The sequence below is a fragment of the Blastopirellula sp. SH421 genome (assembly GCF_057808535.1).
Window position 1 is genome coordinate 5,701,655 of sequence record NZ_CM173712.1, and the last position, 16,072, is coordinate 5,717,726.

General features: G+C 55.0%; 12 protein-coding genes. 9 read left to right on the forward strand and 3 right to left on the reverse strand.

Annotation, left to right across the window (positions count from 1 at the left end; translation table 11 throughout):
* Nucleotides 1-184: 184 nt before the first annotated feature.
* On the reverse strand, nt 185-1,822 hold the full coding sequence (locus tag SH421x_RS23025) for a serine/threonine-protein kinase (protein ID WP_488852364.1): 1,638 nt from the start codon (nt 1,820-1,822) through the stop codon (nt 185-187).
* Nucleotides 1,823-2,238: 416 nt separating this feature from the next.
* Here SH421x_RS23025 and SH421x_RS23030 point away from each other — a divergent pair, with 416 nt between their 5' ends.
* The 4 genes from SH421x_RS23030 (at nt 2,239) to SH421x_RS23045 (ending at nt 7,952) form a co-directional block, all read left to right on the forward strand.
* Complete coding sequence (locus SH421x_RS23030) at nt 2,239-3,330, forward strand: KpsF/GutQ family sugar-phosphate isomerase (RefSeq protein ID WP_488852365.1); 1,092 nt, start codon at nt 2,239-2,241, stop codon at nt 3,328-3,330.
* A complete protein-coding gene (locus SH421x_RS23035; protein ID WP_488852366.1) occupies nt 3,331-3,846 on the forward strand; it encodes a KdsC family phosphatase in 516 nt (171 codons plus the stop codon).
* 80 nt (nt 3,847-3,926) lie between these two features.
* Nucleotides 3,927-6,962, forward strand: coding sequence for a hypothetical protein (locus SH421x_RS23040; protein ID WP_488852367.1), 3,036 nt, complete (start codon nt 3,927-3,929; stop codon nt 6,960-6,962).
* Nucleotides 6,963-7,217: 255 nt separating this feature from the next.
* Nucleotides 7,218-7,952 (forward strand): GntR family transcriptional regulator, encoded by a 735-nt coding sequence (locus SH421x_RS23045; protein ID WP_488852368.1) that lies wholly within the window; start codon nt 7,218-7,220, stop codon nt 7,950-7,952.
* Between the two features lie 123 nt (nt 7,953-8,075).
* Here the strand turns inward: SH421x_RS23045 and SH421x_RS23050 are convergent, their stop codons facing one another.
* Nucleotides 8,076-8,771, reverse strand: coding sequence for a sugar phosphate isomerase/epimerase family protein (locus SH421x_RS23050; protein ID WP_488852369.1), 696 nt, complete (start codon nt 8,769-8,771; stop codon nt 8,076-8,078).
* A 431-nt stretch (nt 8,772-9,202) separates the two neighbouring features.
* Between SH421x_RS23050 and sppA the strand changes: the two genes are divergently transcribed.
* Nucleotides 9,203-10,252, forward strand: a complete 1,050-nt coding sequence (sppA, locus tag SH421x_RS23055; protein ID WP_488852370.1) for a signal peptide peptidase SppA — start codon at nt 9,203-9,205, stop codon at nt 10,250-10,252.
* Between the two features lie 175 nt (nt 10,253-10,427).
* On the opposite strand, the gene SH421x_RS23060 is transcribed toward sppA, so the two are convergent.
* Complete coding sequence (locus tag SH421x_RS23060) at nt 10,428-11,738, reverse strand: BBP7 family outer membrane beta-barrel protein (RefSeq protein WP_488852371.1); 1,311 nt, start codon at nt 11,736-11,738, stop codon at nt 10,428-10,430.
* 505 nt (nt 11,739-12,243) lie between these two features.
* Here SH421x_RS23060 and SH421x_RS23065 point away from each other — a divergent pair.
* The 4 genes from SH421x_RS23065 (at nt 12,244) to SH421x_RS23080 (ending at nt 16,069) form a co-directional block, all read left to right on the forward strand.
* Nucleotides 12,244-14,466 carry a hypothetical protein gene (locus SH421x_RS23065; RefSeq protein ID WP_488852372.1) on the forward strand — a complete coding sequence of 741 codons (2,223 nt, stop codon included), beginning with the start codon at nt 12,244-12,246 and terminating at the stop codon, nt 14,464-14,466.
* 276 nt (nt 14,467-14,742) lie between these two features.
* Nucleotides 14,743-15,090: a ribosome hibernation-promoting factor, HPF/YfiA family gene (gene hpf, locus SH421x_RS23070; protein WP_488852373.1), complete on the forward strand. Its 348-nt coding sequence runs from the start codon at nt 14,743-14,745 to the stop codon at nt 15,088-15,090.
* 71 nt (nt 15,091-15,161) lie between these two features.
* A complete protein-coding gene (locus tag SH421x_RS23075; protein WP_262023680.1) occupies nt 15,162-15,638 on the forward strand; it encodes a PTS sugar transporter subunit IIA in 477 nt (158 codons plus the stop codon).
* A gap of 128 nt (nt 15,639-15,766) precedes the next feature.
* Nucleotides 15,767-16,069, forward strand: a complete 303-nt coding sequence (locus SH421x_RS23080; protein WP_488852374.1) for an HPr family phosphocarrier protein — start codon at nt 15,767-15,769, stop codon at nt 16,067-16,069.
* The last annotated feature ends 3 nt before the right edge of the window (nt 16,070-16,072 follow it).

A 16,072-nucleotide genomic window follows, 5' to 3' on the forward strand; every position in this document is an offset into this window, starting at 1 on the left:
GGTAACTCTATTGTCCGCTTAGTTGGTTTGGAGTCAATAGTTTCACACACCCCCAGCAGGGGGCAATATCATCGATGGTGACCCCAAGCGTTGGGTTTAAGACGATCAGCGAAAGCTCGCAGAAGGCGAACCAGACTGACTTTTCTCCCAGCTGCCCGACCGACGAACCAAGCGATCGATGCGACTACGAAGGGCCAAGTAGCGCCAATCCATCTTTAGCGGATTGAATCTCTTCTTTCAGCTGCGGATTCAGATCGTAAAGTGAGAGGATGCGGTGATAGATCAAGCGTGCTTGAGCCTTGTCTCCTTTGTCCATCGCCGTCTGAGCACGGAGCAGATAATCGTTGACCGACGAGATCATCACGTCTCCTTCTACTTTGCGTTGACGCAACTCTTCCAGCTCTTGTTTCGCGATCAGATAGTAAGGACGTTCTTCCTGTGACGAAGGATGAAGCTGCGCAACCATCGTTTCGTAATGAGCCCAGGCGCCTAAATGACTGCCGAGCTTTTCTAAGTTGCGAGCCGCTGCGAGCTTTTCTTCACCGGTGCTGCTGTAGTCTCGCCCGCTGCGCTCTTTATTTCGCAATCGCGCCTCAGCGTTTTTGATCCAGATCTGATCGACAAACGCTTGAGCTTCTGCGGCATGTTCGCTATTGGGGTATTTTTGGATTAGCGGCAATAAGTAGGTTTCTTCGGCCTGCTTCCAGTCGGTCTCGTTTTCGGATTTCATCAGCGCCGCACCGCGAGTATACAGCTGCTGTTCAGACATCGGCAGAAAGGCAAAACCAATTGCACCAATGACAAACAGTAAGCAAATCAGCAAAAACCAGGGGCGTTCGTAGACCGGGCCCAATGGGCCGCGAACCGGCTTTTGCTTAAGCAAGCGTTTGGCGTCCGCTTTGGCGACGCCGGTTTCGATATTGCTGTTGCGTCCGGCGTTGCCGACGACCGCATGTTCTAGCGAGCTTGTTCCGGCCGCGACGGCCGAGCGGGTTTCGCGCAGCGCGGATGCGACCGCTTCCATCGAAGCGATTCGCTTCGCAGGATCCAGCTCGATCATTTGCATGATGATACGATCAAGCCAGATCGGGCAATCAAGGGCCAAAGTCGCCACACGCGGAGGCTGGATCGTGAATCGATCGACAGAGCCGCTTGCTTCGCCTTCAGCAAGGGGAAACGGAAATTTCCCTGACAAGGAGCGATAGAGAATACATCCCAACGAGAAAATGTCGGTGCGTGCATCCAAATTCGCTTGCGAATCATACTGCTCTGGCGCGAGATATTGCTGGTTTTCGAGAGTCGGCTCGGCCATCGGTTCTTTCCGCCAAGCGACGCCGGCCCAAAAATTGGTCAGCTTTACTTCTAGCGGCAGATCGGGATGCTTCAAGCCTTCGCCGGCCAATAGCACGCAACAGGGATTGAGACGCAAATGACAGACGCCGCGCGAATGTGCAAATTCCATCGCAGCGCAGATCTGCTGGGCAATGTCGAGGGCGACACCCCACAGCAGCGACATCCGGTCATCCATGTACTGCGCGAGCGATTCCCCTTCGACTAACTCCATCGCCAAAAATGCAGTCGATTCGTCGATGCCTGCACCATAGCAACGGACAATATTCGGATGATTTAGCTTGCGAAGCAGTTCGCTACGAGCCTGCAATTGCTTGCGGCCCACGGGATCGGCCGCATACCGGGCCGGCAAGATTTGAATCGCCGCTTGGCGATGCTGTTTCAAATGGACGGCCCGAAAGATCTCGGTGTCATGGCGACGGTCAAGACGGTTCTCTAGCGCGAAAGGACCGAGTCGAGAGAGTGTTACCATCGTTTTCTTCAACCTCTCCCCGCCGATCATCGGTAGGGTCATTGCGCTTTGGAGGCAACCTCATGGCGCCGGGGGGCTTCCCCCCTTTACGATCCTTCGCAAGCCGGCGCCGGGTGTACAGTATCAAGCTGGATGTTCAGGTGACAGACGTCTAGCCGCTAGAGTTAGGACGCTGCAAACAGCACTCGCGTTGCGAAATTCGGGCCAATTCTTCCAATTCGGAGGAATTTAGCAGTAACTCCGTTAATTATGGTTAGTAAATCGCTGGGATGCGACTCGAAATGAGAAAAACGTCTCTTATTGAGACACGCTTCGACGTTGCTCTGTTCGCGAAACCTCCCTAGAATCAACCCGCTCACCTCCGCGCAAGTTGCGGAAGAATTCTAAAAAATCCTTTAACTCGTTGGGAAATTGCCATGGATGGCGCCGCCCTACGACTGATAGCCGAGACTCCGCACGACGAAATCTTGCGGTTTGGTCGAACTATTGTCCAACAAGAAGCAGACGCGCTGGCGGGGATCGCCGAGCGGCTTGACGCCCGCTTTTGCCTGGCGCTTGACTTAGTGATGCAATGTCCCGGCGACATCATCGTGACTGGGATGGGCAAAGCTGGACTGATTGGCCAAAAAATAGCGGCGACGTTTGCATCGACCGGAACTCCTAGCCATTTCCTCCATCCAGCCGAAGCGATTCACGGCGACCTCGGCCGTGTGGACGAAAATGACATCGTCTTGGCATTTTCGCAAAGCGGTGAAACCGAAGAAATAGTGCGGTTGCTCCCATCGCTGAAGTCCTTGGGCGCCCAAATCGTAGCAGTCACCGCCCACGAAACTAACACGCTCGCTCGCGCAGCAAAGGTCGTATTGCCGTTGGGTCCGATCGTCGAAGCCGGCGCCAATCGTCTGGCGCCCAGCACCAGTACTGCCGCGATGTTGGCCATCGGCGACGCACTGGCGCTGACTTGCAGTTGGCGCCGCGGTTTCCGTCCTGAAGATTTTGCTCGGTATCATCCGGGCGGCAGCCTGGGCCGCAAGCTGGCGCTGGTCGAAGAAGTGATGCGACCGCTCTCCGAATGTCGCATTGCCAGCGGAGATCAGCGAGTGCGCGACGTGTTTGTACGCGCCTGCCGACCTGGTCGGCGCACCGGGGCCATCATGCTAATCGACGAACAAGGCAAATTGACAGGCCTGTTCACCGATAGTGATCTGGCTCGTATTTTTGAGACGGGTCGCACCGAATTGCTGGATCACCCCATTTCGAGCGTGATGACTGTCTCCCCCAAAACAGTAACTTGCGGCGTCCGTGTGCAAGAGGCGCTGACCGCGATCGCAAAGTCCAAAATTAGCGAGTTGCCGGTCATCAACACATCAGGCGAACCGATCGGCATGCTGGATATCACCGACTTGGTCGACTTGACTCAGACCAAGAGTGACGGCGAAACGACGCCGGATGAACCAGAACCCCCATGGACCGTCCCCTTTCCGAACCAGAACGGAAGTAATGCGTAGATGAAACTGGAAGAACGCTGCAAATCCATTGAGCTGATTGTCTCGGACGTAGACGGCGTGCTGACCGACGGCGGCGTCCTGCTAGACAACGAGGGAATCGAAGCGAAGCAGTACCACATTCGCGACGGACTAGGCGTTAAAGTTTGGCGAAAAGCAGGCTTTCGCTTCGGGATTATCACCGGGCGAAATTCGCAGACCGTCCGCTTGCGCTCGTCCGAACTCGGTATCGATGTCGTACGACAAGGGATCGAAGACAAACTGTCGGTCGCCAACGATCTGCTAGAGCAGTTTGGCCTGACGAGCCAGCAATTGGCTTACATCGGCGACGATTTGCCCGATCTGCCGGTGGTTCGCATGGCCGGACTTGGTGTCGCGGTTCAAGACGCCGCCGCCGAACTGCGAGAAGCGGCCAACTATGTCACACATGCACCCGGCGGACGAGGCGCGGTACGCGAACTGATTGAGTTGATTCTTAAAGCGCAAGGGCGTTGGGCCGATATTGTTCGCAGTTTTTAAGTCCGGCGAATCAGCGCTGCTTTTATCGTATTTTTTCAATTTCCCCTATCACCATTTCGACGTAAGACGGCGACAGCGCGATGTGGAATAAAATCAAGCGAATCGCCATCAGCACCGCCGTGGTTGTCAGCGCGTACTTTTTGTACACGGTGCTAGTCGTACCGTGGATAGAGCCTAATCTACGTCGTAGTGCTAGCGGCGACCAACCCTACACCACGCCGGATATTGTCGGACAACAAAAAGAGTTTCTCACCAATTTCTTTCCGCCCGGTTCTTGGCAGCTTGGTCGCACCAAGGTCTTAGAGAGCAAGAGCATCATGCTCTTGATGCGAGATTTTAAAGAGGTCGAGGCGGCCGACAAATCGAAAAATCAATCCAATCGTCTCAAGCTAGAACCGGTCACGATTCTGGTTTTTGCGACGGATGATCGACAAGAGCGTTTGAATCAACCGCCACTCATCTTGGAAGGTGAAGAAGCGCTGCTGCAGTTCAGCGAATTAAACCTCTCGTTCGGCAAAATCGGCGAACTTCTCGGCGGCAAATTGACCGGCTTAGTCACCATTCGCCGCGAAGCCTCCCACGCCAAAGCAATGGACGGGGTCGCGATCAAAACGCGTGATGTCGATTTGCATCCCGGCTGGATCGAAACGAAAGCGCCGATTCAGTTTCGCTACGGCGGCAGTTCCGGCAGCGGCCGACATCTAATCGCCAAGCTCGACGAATCGAACAAGAAGCCCGGCAAAGGAGCTTCGGCCATCGGCGGCTTGCAGTCGTTGCAATTGAACCAAGTCGATCGCGTTCAGATTGCATTGCAAAGCGGATTGAGCGAGTCGATCGGGGGTAACCCCAGGACCGACAACGAAGCCACACCGCCGCTTGAAATCACTTGCAATGGGCCTTTTTTGTTTGATGCGGCGCTTAAGATTGCTAGTTTTCGTGATCGGGTCGTGGTCACGCGCCCGACGGCGGCGACTACCCCCGATCAATTACGCGGCGATTTAATCGAAGTCTATTTCACCGAAGCGGACCCGGTTGCTGGCGCCCCTGCGACGACCGACAAATCCGAGTCGATGGGTAAGCTGAAAGTGCAGCGACTGGTTGCCGTTGGCGCGCCTGCGACGTTGCAAGCGCCCAGTGCAGGTGCGAGAGCGTCCGCCAAACAGTTTATTTATGACGTCGTCCGTCGACGCATCGAAGCTAGCGGCGATCAAAACACGGAACTCGCTAAAGACCAATGGGTCGTTCGCTCTCCCAACGTTCAGTACGAAATGTCGGAAAACAGTCGAGAGCTGGGGCGATTATGGGCGGCCGGCCCCGGCACGTTCAGCGGTCAGTTAGGCAAAGACAAAAAATCGGGCGACACCGTGATGGTCGGCTGGCGCGATCAATTGCGCGTTGAACCGAACGAATCCGGCGAACATGTGATGACGTTGGCCGGAGACGTTTCGGCCGGAGTCGAAGGGCGAGGTCAGATGCAAGCCGAAAATCTGTACATCTGGATCCGTTCGCTCGGCATTCCCGGCAAACGTGACAAACAGTTGCTCGCCGATCGCATGCACGCCAGCGGTCAAGTTGACATTCGCTCGCCACAGCTCAACGGCAAAACCAAAGAGCTGAAAGCTTGGTTCCAATATCCAGAGCTCAATCAGGCGCTTTCGCTTGACCAGCCGAACTCGCAAACCATGGCGATCGCTCGGGGAGAGCCCAATACCGCGATCCCAACCCAATCTGGCATGCAAGTCTCGCTAGGACGCACGCCGCAACCATCGCCGCTGCAATCGCTTGCGGTCACCGGACAAGTCGCGCCGACCAAAAAACCGACCACGCAATTTGACATGACCGGCGATCTGATTCAGTTGGTCTTCATGCGGATGGCGGAGAATATGCTGGTCGAAAATGCGACCATCTCGGGTCATGTGGAAGTGAAAGAGACCCTTTCGACCGAACCCACCAAGCCGCCGTTGGTGATCACCGGCGACGTCATTCAGATCGAACACGCATCTTCCCCCAATGCATACGCGCATGTAGTGGGCGCGCCAGGCATGATCTCTGGTCGCGGCATCCAACTCTTCAGCAATCACTTGCAGATGGACCAGGCTCGTAACCGAGTTTTCTCTGAAGGGCCCGGCGAGTTACTATTGCCGATGGATCGTGATTTTGAAGGACGTAAACTGGCCCTGCCAGAGATTTATACCGTGACCTGGCAGGGGAGCCTCGAAGTAATCGGCGATCGAATCATCTTCGATCGCAACGTGGCGGTTCGCGGGCGGCCGATGCAGTTTCAAAAAGGACGGCTCGGAATGGTGACCGAACAGCGTCAGCTGAATACCGGTCGCCTAGAAGTGGTGCTCGATCAACAAGTCGACTTCCGTCAGCTAGGCGCCGACAAACGCAATCCCAGCGTTCGTCGCATTGAATGCAAGCAAGGGTTCAACGCTTACAATCCAACCGTCCAGCAGGGGCAGCTGCTCAGTTTGGATGAAATGCGCGCTGACAACTTAAGCATCGATCAACAATCAGGAGAAATCTTGGTCAGCGGAGCCGGATCCGCGCGCAGTACGCGAGCGGGCTTTCGCGGCTTTGAAACCACTCTGCAGCCCAATAACGCTCCGGCGGCGCCCACCGACATGCTGACCTTTATTGAAGTCAACTTTCGCCAAGGAGTTCGCGGCAATATTCACCAGCGTCAAATCGCTTTCCGTGATGTCCATCCGGCGGTCTATGGACCGGTCAGCAATTGGGGTGATGTGATCGCAGCCAACGGGTTGCAAGGACTGCGTGAAACGGATGTCGAGCTGACTTGCGAAGAGTTGACCATCGCGCAAATCGCATCCCCAGGCAGTTCGGCTCAAACGGTCGAGCTAATGGCGATCGGCAACGCAAATGTACGAGGGCGACTCTACTCGGCGACCGGCGAACGCTTTACCTACTCCAATTCAAAAGAGATGATCGTCCTTCATGGCAGCGGACGCTCCGCAGCGCAGCTCTCTTATCAACAGCAACCTGGTGCACCGCGACAAACGGCCTCGGCTGGTACGATTATGTTCTGGCCCAAAGAACACCGCTTTGAGGCCAGCAACGGTCGATCGATCGAAGTCTCTAATTTGCCGAATTGAAATAGCGGACAGATTTACCACCGCGGATTTGCTGGAAACCGCAGAGATCAAAAAAGTGACGCTCTAGTTGCGATGACCACTCCCCTTTTATGCCATATTGGCGATATTGGGCGGTAAGCTGCATTCAATCGATAAGCGAAATACCGCCGTTTTTTCGTGAAACGGTTGAACCACTCCAGCGATTGTATACAATTGATCTTGCTATTCTCGTCTCGATTTGACGATTCCTCTTCTACAACAGCATGGAAACCCCTCATGGCAAGCGCAACCGAAGTCCAGCATGGGGCACGCCGACAAAAATTAGTCAGTGAAATTCTGCTCGTGCTTTTTGAAGGGAAGTTTGCCCCAGGTCAACGTCTGCGACTTGAACATCTGGCCGAGCAATTTCAAGTCAGCGTTACGCCTGTCCGGGAAGCGCTGGTCGAGTTGGCCGGAATCGGCGTTGTTGAGCTTCAACCCAATCGCGGAGCAGTGCTGCGCCCCTTTGGTCCGCGTCAAGTAGAAGAGATCTGCCAGGTTCGTCGCATTCTCGAATGCGAAGCGGTGCGTTCGGTTTGCGGCCGCATCGCGCCGTTTGAGCTAGAACTTCTGGAGTCGCAATTCGTCGAACTTGACGCCGCCAAGCGAAACAAACGCTGGTCGCAAAAAACACGTGAACAAGATACGCAATTACACGAACTGATCGCCGAACGCTGCGGCAGCGAACGTCTGGCATACGAAATCGGGCGTTACAAAGTCTTGATCCGCACGCTGCGTGACGCACGTCACTTGCATCGTTCGTCACGCGATAATTACGCCGAAATGAACGAGAATGCTGAGCATTTAGCGATCGTCCGTGCGATGTCGACCGGCGACCCGGACAAAGCGGTCGCCGCGATGGCATTTCACATCGAAACCTCGATCAAAGCCCTGATCGCCGACTTGTTTGATCCTCAGCAGATCGCGGCAGATCGCCGTGAGTCGTTCCTGACCCGTCAAGCCGTTTCTTAGGAAGCAGCGCAGCGTTGTTACACTCTCTCGTTCAAGAGGCGTCCCCCAAAAAGCGACGCCCGATGAGCAATCGCTATACTGGATAGAGGTCAGAGAAGTCGCGGATCTTCCGGCTTTGCTTTCTTACAGCAAGCTTTCCATCAACAACCGCATCTTGCGCATCTCGGCCATCTGATCGACGTCCGGTAGCGGCGGCATGTGAATCGTCAAAGCTCGCTTGTAGTTGACCGATTCTAGCTGCGAAATCACTTTGCCGTATTCGACTTCACCTTGGCCAACGCGAACTTGCATCTCGGCCTTGGTTGTATCACGCAAATAAACGTGACGGACGTAGCTGAGGATCTTTTCGTAGTTGGCCGGGCTATCTTCGCGGCAGATGAAGTGACTTGGATCGAGCGTGACCCCCAAGCCTTTCACGTTGTCGCACAGCACTTTGATCGTGTCGGCGTCTTCCGACATGCAACCAACATGAGTGTGCATGCTGACAACAATCCCTTCGACCGCGGCAATTGCGACCAGTTCTCGCAGGTGCTCGACCTCTTCGTTGAATGGGGTGCCAATCTCGCCTGAGGGAACGGTCAGGGATGACACTTTAACCGCTTTGGCCAATTTGCAGATTGCTTCGAACTGGCGATAGTGCTCATCTTTGACCGCATCAATCAAGATGCGAAAATTCGAGATGTTTAATCGTTGGGTATCACGACAGACTTCGAGGGCGCCATCCGGATCGTTTAACACGAAAGATGGTTTTAAATGTTTGCTTTTCTCGCTGATTGTGAGATCGACGTTGCTGAATTCAAGGTCAACGAGCTTTTCCATGCATTCGCGCATGGGTAGATCAGGAAAACACTCGCTAGAAGCCGAGACGAACACGAGAAGCTCCTTCCGGTCGAAAACAGGTGCGACACGACATTGGGTCGCCTATACGCCTAATACTCTGCGGCCGCGGTTTGAGATCCACGGCGCAAGCGGGAAGCTTACCGAGCAGGGCGACCGAGGACAACAGCAACGTTTTTGACGCTGCTAGCACATCAGGCGCGATATTCGCCACCCTATGGCGAATTGCTTCCAGCCGTCAAAATCCTAAAATATGGCGTAGCCGTCGTCCATGGGAGCCCTCAACTCACCCCCGACGCCTACTTTCCCCCTCAGGCGTAACTCGCGTCTTATCCTTCAAGCATTGCTGCTTGAATCACCAGCTTCGCGGGCCCAGCCCGCACCAAGCGATATCCCCAGTAAAAGGTAACTCGATGAGCAACGGACAAAACCCTTCCTCTCCACAGCCGATCATCATCAAACACGGAAACGGCTGGTTCCTGCGAATTGTCGCCTTTCTTGGCTGGTTGGGCCTGATGTTCGCCGGTCTGATCATCCTTGTTCAGCTTGCCGCAACGGCCCAGTACTTCAACGAAGCGGATGGAGTTAGTGAACATTTCCATTCCGGCGACAAGCTGGCCACCGACAAGATCGCGTTGATCCGCGTCGAAGGCTTGATCATGCAAGGGGAAGGTTATATTCGCAATCAGATCGATCTGGCCCGCAAAGACAAAAACGTCAAAGCGATCGTCTTGCGAGTCGACTCGCCTGGCGGATCGGTCAGCGCATCGGACTATATCTATCACCACCTAAATGAGTTGCGTGAGGATCGCAAAATTCCGCTGGTCGTCAGCATGGGCTCGTCCGCCACTAGCGGCGGGTATTACGTCTCGATGGCGGTCGGCGATCAAAAAGATGTCATCTTTGCTGAACCGACGACAATCACCGGATCGATCGGCGTGATTATTCCGCATTACGATGTGACCGGTCTCATGGCCGAGTACCACATCAAAGATGACTCGATCGCCAGTCACGAGCGGAAGCAGATGCTGAGCATGACCCGCACGATGCCAGAAGATCAGCGCGAACTAGTGCAGGATTTGGTCAACGACATGTTCACGCGATTCAAAGACGTGGTGAAGACAGGCCGACCCGCATATGTCAAAGATCCCGCTAAGCTGGACGAGTTGGCGACCGGAGAAATTTACCTAACCGATGAAGCGATCCAGCTTGGTCTGGTCGACAAAGTCGGATTTATTGAAGAAGCGATCGCCCGCGCCGCCGAACTGGCGAAAATCGACGAGAAGAAGACGCGCGTTGTCGCCTATCGAAGGCCAGTTTCGCTCTTCAGCTTCGGATCGGCGACAGCGGCCAACCCGACCGAATCGCTGATGAAAGCGGTCCTCAGCTCGACCACGCCCAAAGCGTATTACCTGAACTCCAGCTTACCGTCACTGGCCGCTGGCATTGCTTCCGCTCAGTAACGCGGCAGGTTTTTCGTGCTCAATAAGAAAGCCGCCTGGTATTCTGCCAGGCGGCTTTTTTTGTTGCTTGGCCAAAGTAAATTTGCAGGGGCTTGGTTTGGCGGCAAGAAAGCAGAAAAGCCGACTCGCAATTGCGAGCCGGCTTTTCGCAGAAATTCATCCTGCTTCGTGCGGCTTACCAGATAAACTGGCCGCCGAGGTATCCACCGTGTAACAGCAGGTCGCCGTTAGAAGGCGTGCTGGCGACGATGTCCAGGTCTTCAAAGTTTTGGGGAATCTGCTCGGTCGCCAAGGCGACTCCCGAGACAGCAACCACGCGGTAGCCGCCGTTGATCGAGAATCGTTTGGTCACTTGGTAGCCGGCGCCAAGATCAAATTCGCCCAGGAAGCTGACACGTCCCTTGGTGGCCGAAACGTTGTAGTTACGTCCGTTATTCGGGCTTAACGCGTTGTCGATATAAGCGTCTCCCAGGGCGCCGTACATCTGCGACTTTTGATCGATCGCGTTGCCGTAAATGCCAAACTTGGTCTTGGCGTACAAATTCAAGCGATCGAAGTTGTAGTTCATGATCATGCCGAGTTGGGCGCCGATCAAGTTATTGTCCACATCGATATTGTAGTGCAACTCGTCATTCGATCCCGTGTAATAGTAGTCGCTCGGGTCGGTCGCGAAATCTAACGCTTCGCGGAACTTGAAGTAACGCAGGCCAGCAAGGGCGCCAAACTGGAAGCAACCGCCGCCACAATTGGCCGTGTACAGACCAGGATCTTGGAAGAAGTTCAGCTCAACATTGTAGAAGTCGTAGCTGCGTTGCAGACGATGAGCCTGAGCGTTGTTGTAGTAATCGTCAACATTGCTGCCGTTATAAGTCAAACCCTGGAAGTTCGCATCCAGCGGAGTATCCAATTGACCGACCAAACCTTGGTTGGTGACCGTGTGTTCCGCAGTGCCGCGAACCGCCCAGTAATCGACTTCCCAAGCCCAGTTGTTGCAGCCGAAGTGACGACCAAGACGAATCTCATAACCAGGCTGCCAACCCATTCCGGCGGCATTGGATCCCATCACGCGAGTCGCGTAGTCGCCGCTATCATTGGAGAGCCAAACTTCGTTGCTATTGTCGCGGGTCATCGCCAAAGCGCCGGCATAGGCGAACCATGTCGGGCAGAAGCAATCTTGGAAGCATTCGTCAAAGCAGCTCTCGTCCGAGGCGCAACCGCTTCCATACGAATCACTGTAAGCCGGAGTCGGCATCATGCCGGGCTCTAGCGATTCGGCGTACTGCTTGTCGGCAGCCGGGACGGGCGCGTCTTCCATCAGAGAGACAGGCTGATTATTCTGACGCCACAATTGAGCGGGGCTTTTCTCGGGAGCAAAATAGCTCGGACGATCAAGCGAACTGGGTTGATCTAGATTGACAGGCGCTGCAAATAGGCCCGACGCCGATAGCGTCAGTGCAAGCGCGGCAGGAAAACGAGAAATTAACATCGCCGGAACTCCTTCAGTATTTGGCCCACACGCTGCCTCCATATTGCAGACGTGTATTTCCGTTGGCCGTGTGTCAGGTGGAGTCGGACATCCGTTCCGAACTTGCTGACGAGGGCAAAATCCGTCAGCCACAATGCGATTGGTCACTCCATGCGACCTTCGCTATAAGCATGCATCGACGTCGCTAGCAATGCTTCATCGTGATTTCTGCGTGAGCAAAGAAAAAATCTGAACGCCGTAACGTGCTAGCTGGAATAGCCAGCAAAACCAGCTAGCGAGCCAGGCCTAGATCGCCTGAAGAACCCATAAAACCAGAGAATTCTCCGCAAAAAGAGCCTTTGAGCTTGCCGCCGACCAGTAAGCCGGAAGATAGGACGCAAATTGGGTGGAAGCAACTTTTTGTCCAATTATTTTTCCCCAACGGTACGGATCCCCGCGCGAAGCGGCACTATTACCTCAAAGCCCGAATTTCTCCCCTCCACCCCCAACCGATCAAAATATACCGATGCGACTTACTTTACGCCTGCTGCTGGCTTACATGCATGGCATTCTTAGCGAAGCCGACGCGGCTGCTATGGACAAAAAGCTGGCCGAGAGTGAGTTCGCCCAAAAGCTGATCACGCACATCCGCACACGGGTAATGCGTAAAGAATTGTCAGCACTGGCCGTGGAAGGGGACGGAATTGGTCGCGACGCGAATACGGTAGCCGAGTACCTGGATCACAAGCTCGATCCGCAGCAGGTCGCTCAGCTTGAATTACTGTGCTTCGAGTCGGATCGGCACCTAGCGGAAGTCGCGTCGTCACATCAGATTTTGACCATGGTGCTGGGTACGCCGGCCCATGTTTCGTCCTCGCTTCGCAAACGAGTGTATGGGCAACTCGGCAACTCGATGTTGCTGAAAACCGATTCTTCTAGCGATCTCAACGCGGTGCTGACGCCGGACGATGAACGCTGGAGCAATCTAGGCGACGTTCCTCTTGATAGCAGCGATGACACCGAAGAAGAGGATCGTCATCAGGCGACAGCCGAATTGCCGGTCGCGCTGGTGCTGCCGGATGAGGACGACGACGAATCAGCGGAAGACGAGGAAACCGACGAAGAACTAGCGACTGCTGGCGGCGGCTCGTTTGTCTCCAAAAGCTGGAGCTTGGCCCTGGTGGTTGTACTTGCACTCGCTGCCGGTTGGTTGATTGCGGCAAGCGGATGGATTGCTCCGCCTAACTGGCTGACCGGCCAAAACGGGCAACAAGTCGCCGATTCATCGACACAATCAGACGATCCAGCTGCGACATCAACAACGGCACAATCGCCGACCGAAACCGCCAATCCAGATGCTGCGGGAATTTCTCGCGAGACAGTCAACTCGCTCGCTGACATCCCGATGCAGCCTGGAAATGAGGCCCAACCCAATGGTTCCACACAACCTGCGCAGCCACCACAAACGGCCGCGATCGCTGACAATGCGTCTACGAAGCCTCCGGCGATGAACCTGCCAGAGACTTCTGATCCCGCCGCGGCAGATCCCAACGCGACCCGCACGCCGATGGCCGATATGCCGTTTACTAACATTCCAACCTCACCGCCTGGCGATCAAGCAGCCGCAGCGGTCAACCCAGAAAACATCGACCCGGCCTTGCTAGAGCCAGGGCGGCGCGGCGTATTCCTGATCCATGACATCACTAGTGGAAAATTTATCTCGCCGCCGCAAGGCGCGATCCTGCGGCCGTTTCAGCGATTGATCGTCGCTCCCGGCGGCTATTTCGCCACCACTCCTGAAGACGCCGGCGAAATGATCGTGGTCGGGCCGGCCGATCTGTTGCTTACGGCCGATGGCCGCGTGATGCTGAACTACGGGCAAATTTCGATCCCCGCCAATGACAAGCCGATCACGATCGAAGTGGTGGGCGGGCTCAGAGCCACGCTGAAAAACATCACGGCCGGTAGCGAAGTAAATCTAGAGGTCGACCGCTATCTTTCGAACGCACAGCCCCCTACATCGCAAGGCTGGATGAAAATCTACAGCGCCGGCCAATGCGAAATTGCCGTCGGAGACGTCACGCTGCAACTGCTGCCGTCAGACGAGTTGACGATGCTTACAAATAGCGACCCGGTCCTGAATCACCGCGTACAGCCTCCATCTTGGAGCGTTCTTTACCCATCCCCCGCTGCGGACTACGTGCGTGTGAAATTGGATGAGGGAGCAAAACAGGGGGTCGAGCCGCTGGCCATGTTGCAGCGGATCGCAGTCTCCAGCGACTCTCCTGGCGTTCGGAGCGAAGCAATGCGTCTAGCGGCCGCGGCAGGCAAATACGATCCGCTGGTTCAATCCTTCGATGATCCAACGCTGAGCCAGTTCTGGTCGGCTCATTTTCTGGATTTGGCAGAAATTTGGGCCCGCGCCGAACCGAATGAAAAGCCGGAGTTAGAAGCAGCTCTACGGAGGTTGAGCCCTGAGTTTGCGGATTCGTTAATCCAGATGCTCAATTCTTATTGGCGCGAAGAACTGACAAAACCGGAAGCCGTCGAGCTAATCTTAAACCTAGGGCATCACGAGATGTCGATGCGTTTGTTTGCGTTTGAAAGCTTGGAACGAATGACCGGTTATACGCTTTTGTATCGCCCCGATATGTCTGAGCTAGAGCGAGAAGGTCCGATAAGTCGCTGGTGGGAAAGACTTAGTGCTGGCCAATTGAGCGGACGGAAAGCGACGAGAACTCCGAAATAAGGCATTTTTCCGACTACGGCAGTCGACGTCACCCAAATGGCAATCTAACAGTCGAACCCTTCCCTAGTACCTTATTCGGCCAGTTAGCATCGCTACGACTGGCCCCAATCTTACCTCGCTTCTCTGTTTCCTACGCTTAGCCCGGTTGAATGGGCTTTGTCACGACGCATAATTGTCGATAGAATAACCTGTTTCCATCTTTGCTTTCGCCTCTCCCTGGCGAGTAGGTTCATTTGAGCCGGACTCGCAGGTCCCCGTTTCGAAGGAGTTTTCGTCGTGCAAGTCAACATTTCTACGCGACATGGCCACTTAAGCGCTGACTCGCAAGAGACGATAACTGAGAAAGTGCAAAAGTTGACCCGCTTGTTTGAGCGGATCACTTCGGTCGATGTGACCGTAGATCTTGAGCACAACGACAAGCCCAGCGTGGAATTGCGTGTAACGGCCGAGCGAACCGACGATTTCGTCGCTGCCGATAGCTGCTCGAGCTTGCTCGGTGCGTTGGACAACTCAATCCACAAGATGGAACAGCAACTCCGCAAACACAAAGAGCGGCTGAAAGATCACCGCGGTCCCGGCTTAAAAGACCAAGCCGCCGCCAACAGCCCTGATTCCGAAGCCTAAATACACGCACCGTCGGCAACCGACTGCCAAATTACGCAGTCGCAGCACCGATCCGAGGAAAGGACCGAAACGTGAAGTTTGCTGACTTCATTTGCGTCAACGGGATCAAACCCGAACTGAACGCTCTGGACAAAGAAGGCGTTATCCGCGAACTCGCGGAAAGTCTTGTCGCGGCAGGAGCGATTCAAGCCGAGAACGTCGACGGCATCATCAAAGCGATCATGAAGCGCGAAGAGCTAGGCAGCACAGGCATCGGCCGCGGAATCGCCGTGCCTCACACCAAGCATCCCAGTGTAGAAACGCTGGTAGGCACCGTCGGAGTGAGCACCGAAGGCGTCGAGTTCAGCAGCCTGGACGGGGAAAAGGTTCATCTCTTCTTCTTGCTGGTTTCGCCCCCGGATCGCCCCGGCGATCACTTGCGAGCGCTTGAAAATATCTCGCGTCAATTGCGAGACGACATGTTCTGCAAATTCCTGAAACAGTCGAAGACCGTCGCCGACATCCAGCAACTGCTGGAAGAAGCCGACAATAACCAATTCGGCTCGTAAGTCCCGCAGCGCGTCCCCCCGCAGGGAGACGCGCCAGCGCGTAGAGGAGGTCGCCGCCAACGGCGGCGCACCCTAATTACGATTGATCCAGCCATTGCCGGCTCCAGCGAACACTTTCTGTTGGCGAAATGACCCATCAGCACGCGACTCGTCGAATTGTGATCAAAAACCAGCAGGGGCTGCACGCGCGTCCTGCTGACGCATTCGTCAAATTGGCGAATCAGTTTCAATCAACTATCGAAATTGAACGCGAGACCCTGCGCGTCAATGGAAAAAGCATCCTTGACCTGCTTACGCTGATCGCAGAACAAGGCGTGCAACTGACCATTATCGCGGATGGGCCCGATGCCGAAGCAGCGGCTGACGCCCTAGCTGCGTTGGTCGACACCTTCGTCGAAGAAGACGAACAGCCTGATCCTCAACCTGACTGAACC

Excerpts from the sequence above, each read along its gene's own strand:
- SH421x_RS23060 (WP_488852371.1), bottom strand. The coding sequence starts at position 11,738 with ATGTTAATTTCTCGTTTTCCTGCCGCGCTTGCACTGACGCTATCGGCG.
- SH421x_RS23035 (WP_488852366.1), top strand. The coding sequence starts at position 3,331 with ATGAAACTGGAAGAACGCTGCAAATCCATTGAGCTGATTGTCTCGGAC.
- sppA (WP_488852370.1), top strand. The coding sequence starts at position 9,203 with ATGAGCAACGGACAAAACCCTTCCTCTCCACAGCCGATCATCATCAAA.
- SH421x_RS23065 (WP_488852372.1), top strand. The coding sequence starts at position 12,244 with ATGCGACTTACTTTACGCCTGCTGCTGGCTTACATGCATGGCATTCTT.
- SH421x_RS23045 (WP_488852368.1), top strand. The coding sequence starts at position 7,218 with ATGGCAAGCGCAACCGAAGTCCAGCATGGGGCACGCCGACAAAAATTA.
- SH421x_RS23040 (WP_488852367.1), top strand. The coding sequence starts at position 3,927 with ATGTGGAATAAAATCAAGCGAATCGCCATCAGCACCGCCGTGGTTGTC.
- SH421x_RS23025 (WP_488852364.1), bottom strand. The coding sequence starts at position 1,822 with ATGGTAACACTCTCTCGACTCGGTCCTTTCGCGCTAGAGAACCGTCTT.
- SH421x_RS23030 (WP_488852365.1), top strand. The coding sequence starts at position 2,239 with ATGGATGGCGCCGCCCTACGACTGATAGCCGAGACTCCGCACGACGAA.
- SH421x_RS23050 (WP_488852369.1), bottom strand. The coding sequence starts at position 8,771 with ATGGAAAAGCTCGTTGACCTTGAATTCAGCAACGTCGATCTCACAATC.
- SH421x_RS23080 (WP_488852374.1), top strand. The coding sequence starts at position 15,767 with ATGACCCATCAGCACGCGACTCGTCGAATTGTGATCAAAAACCAGCAG.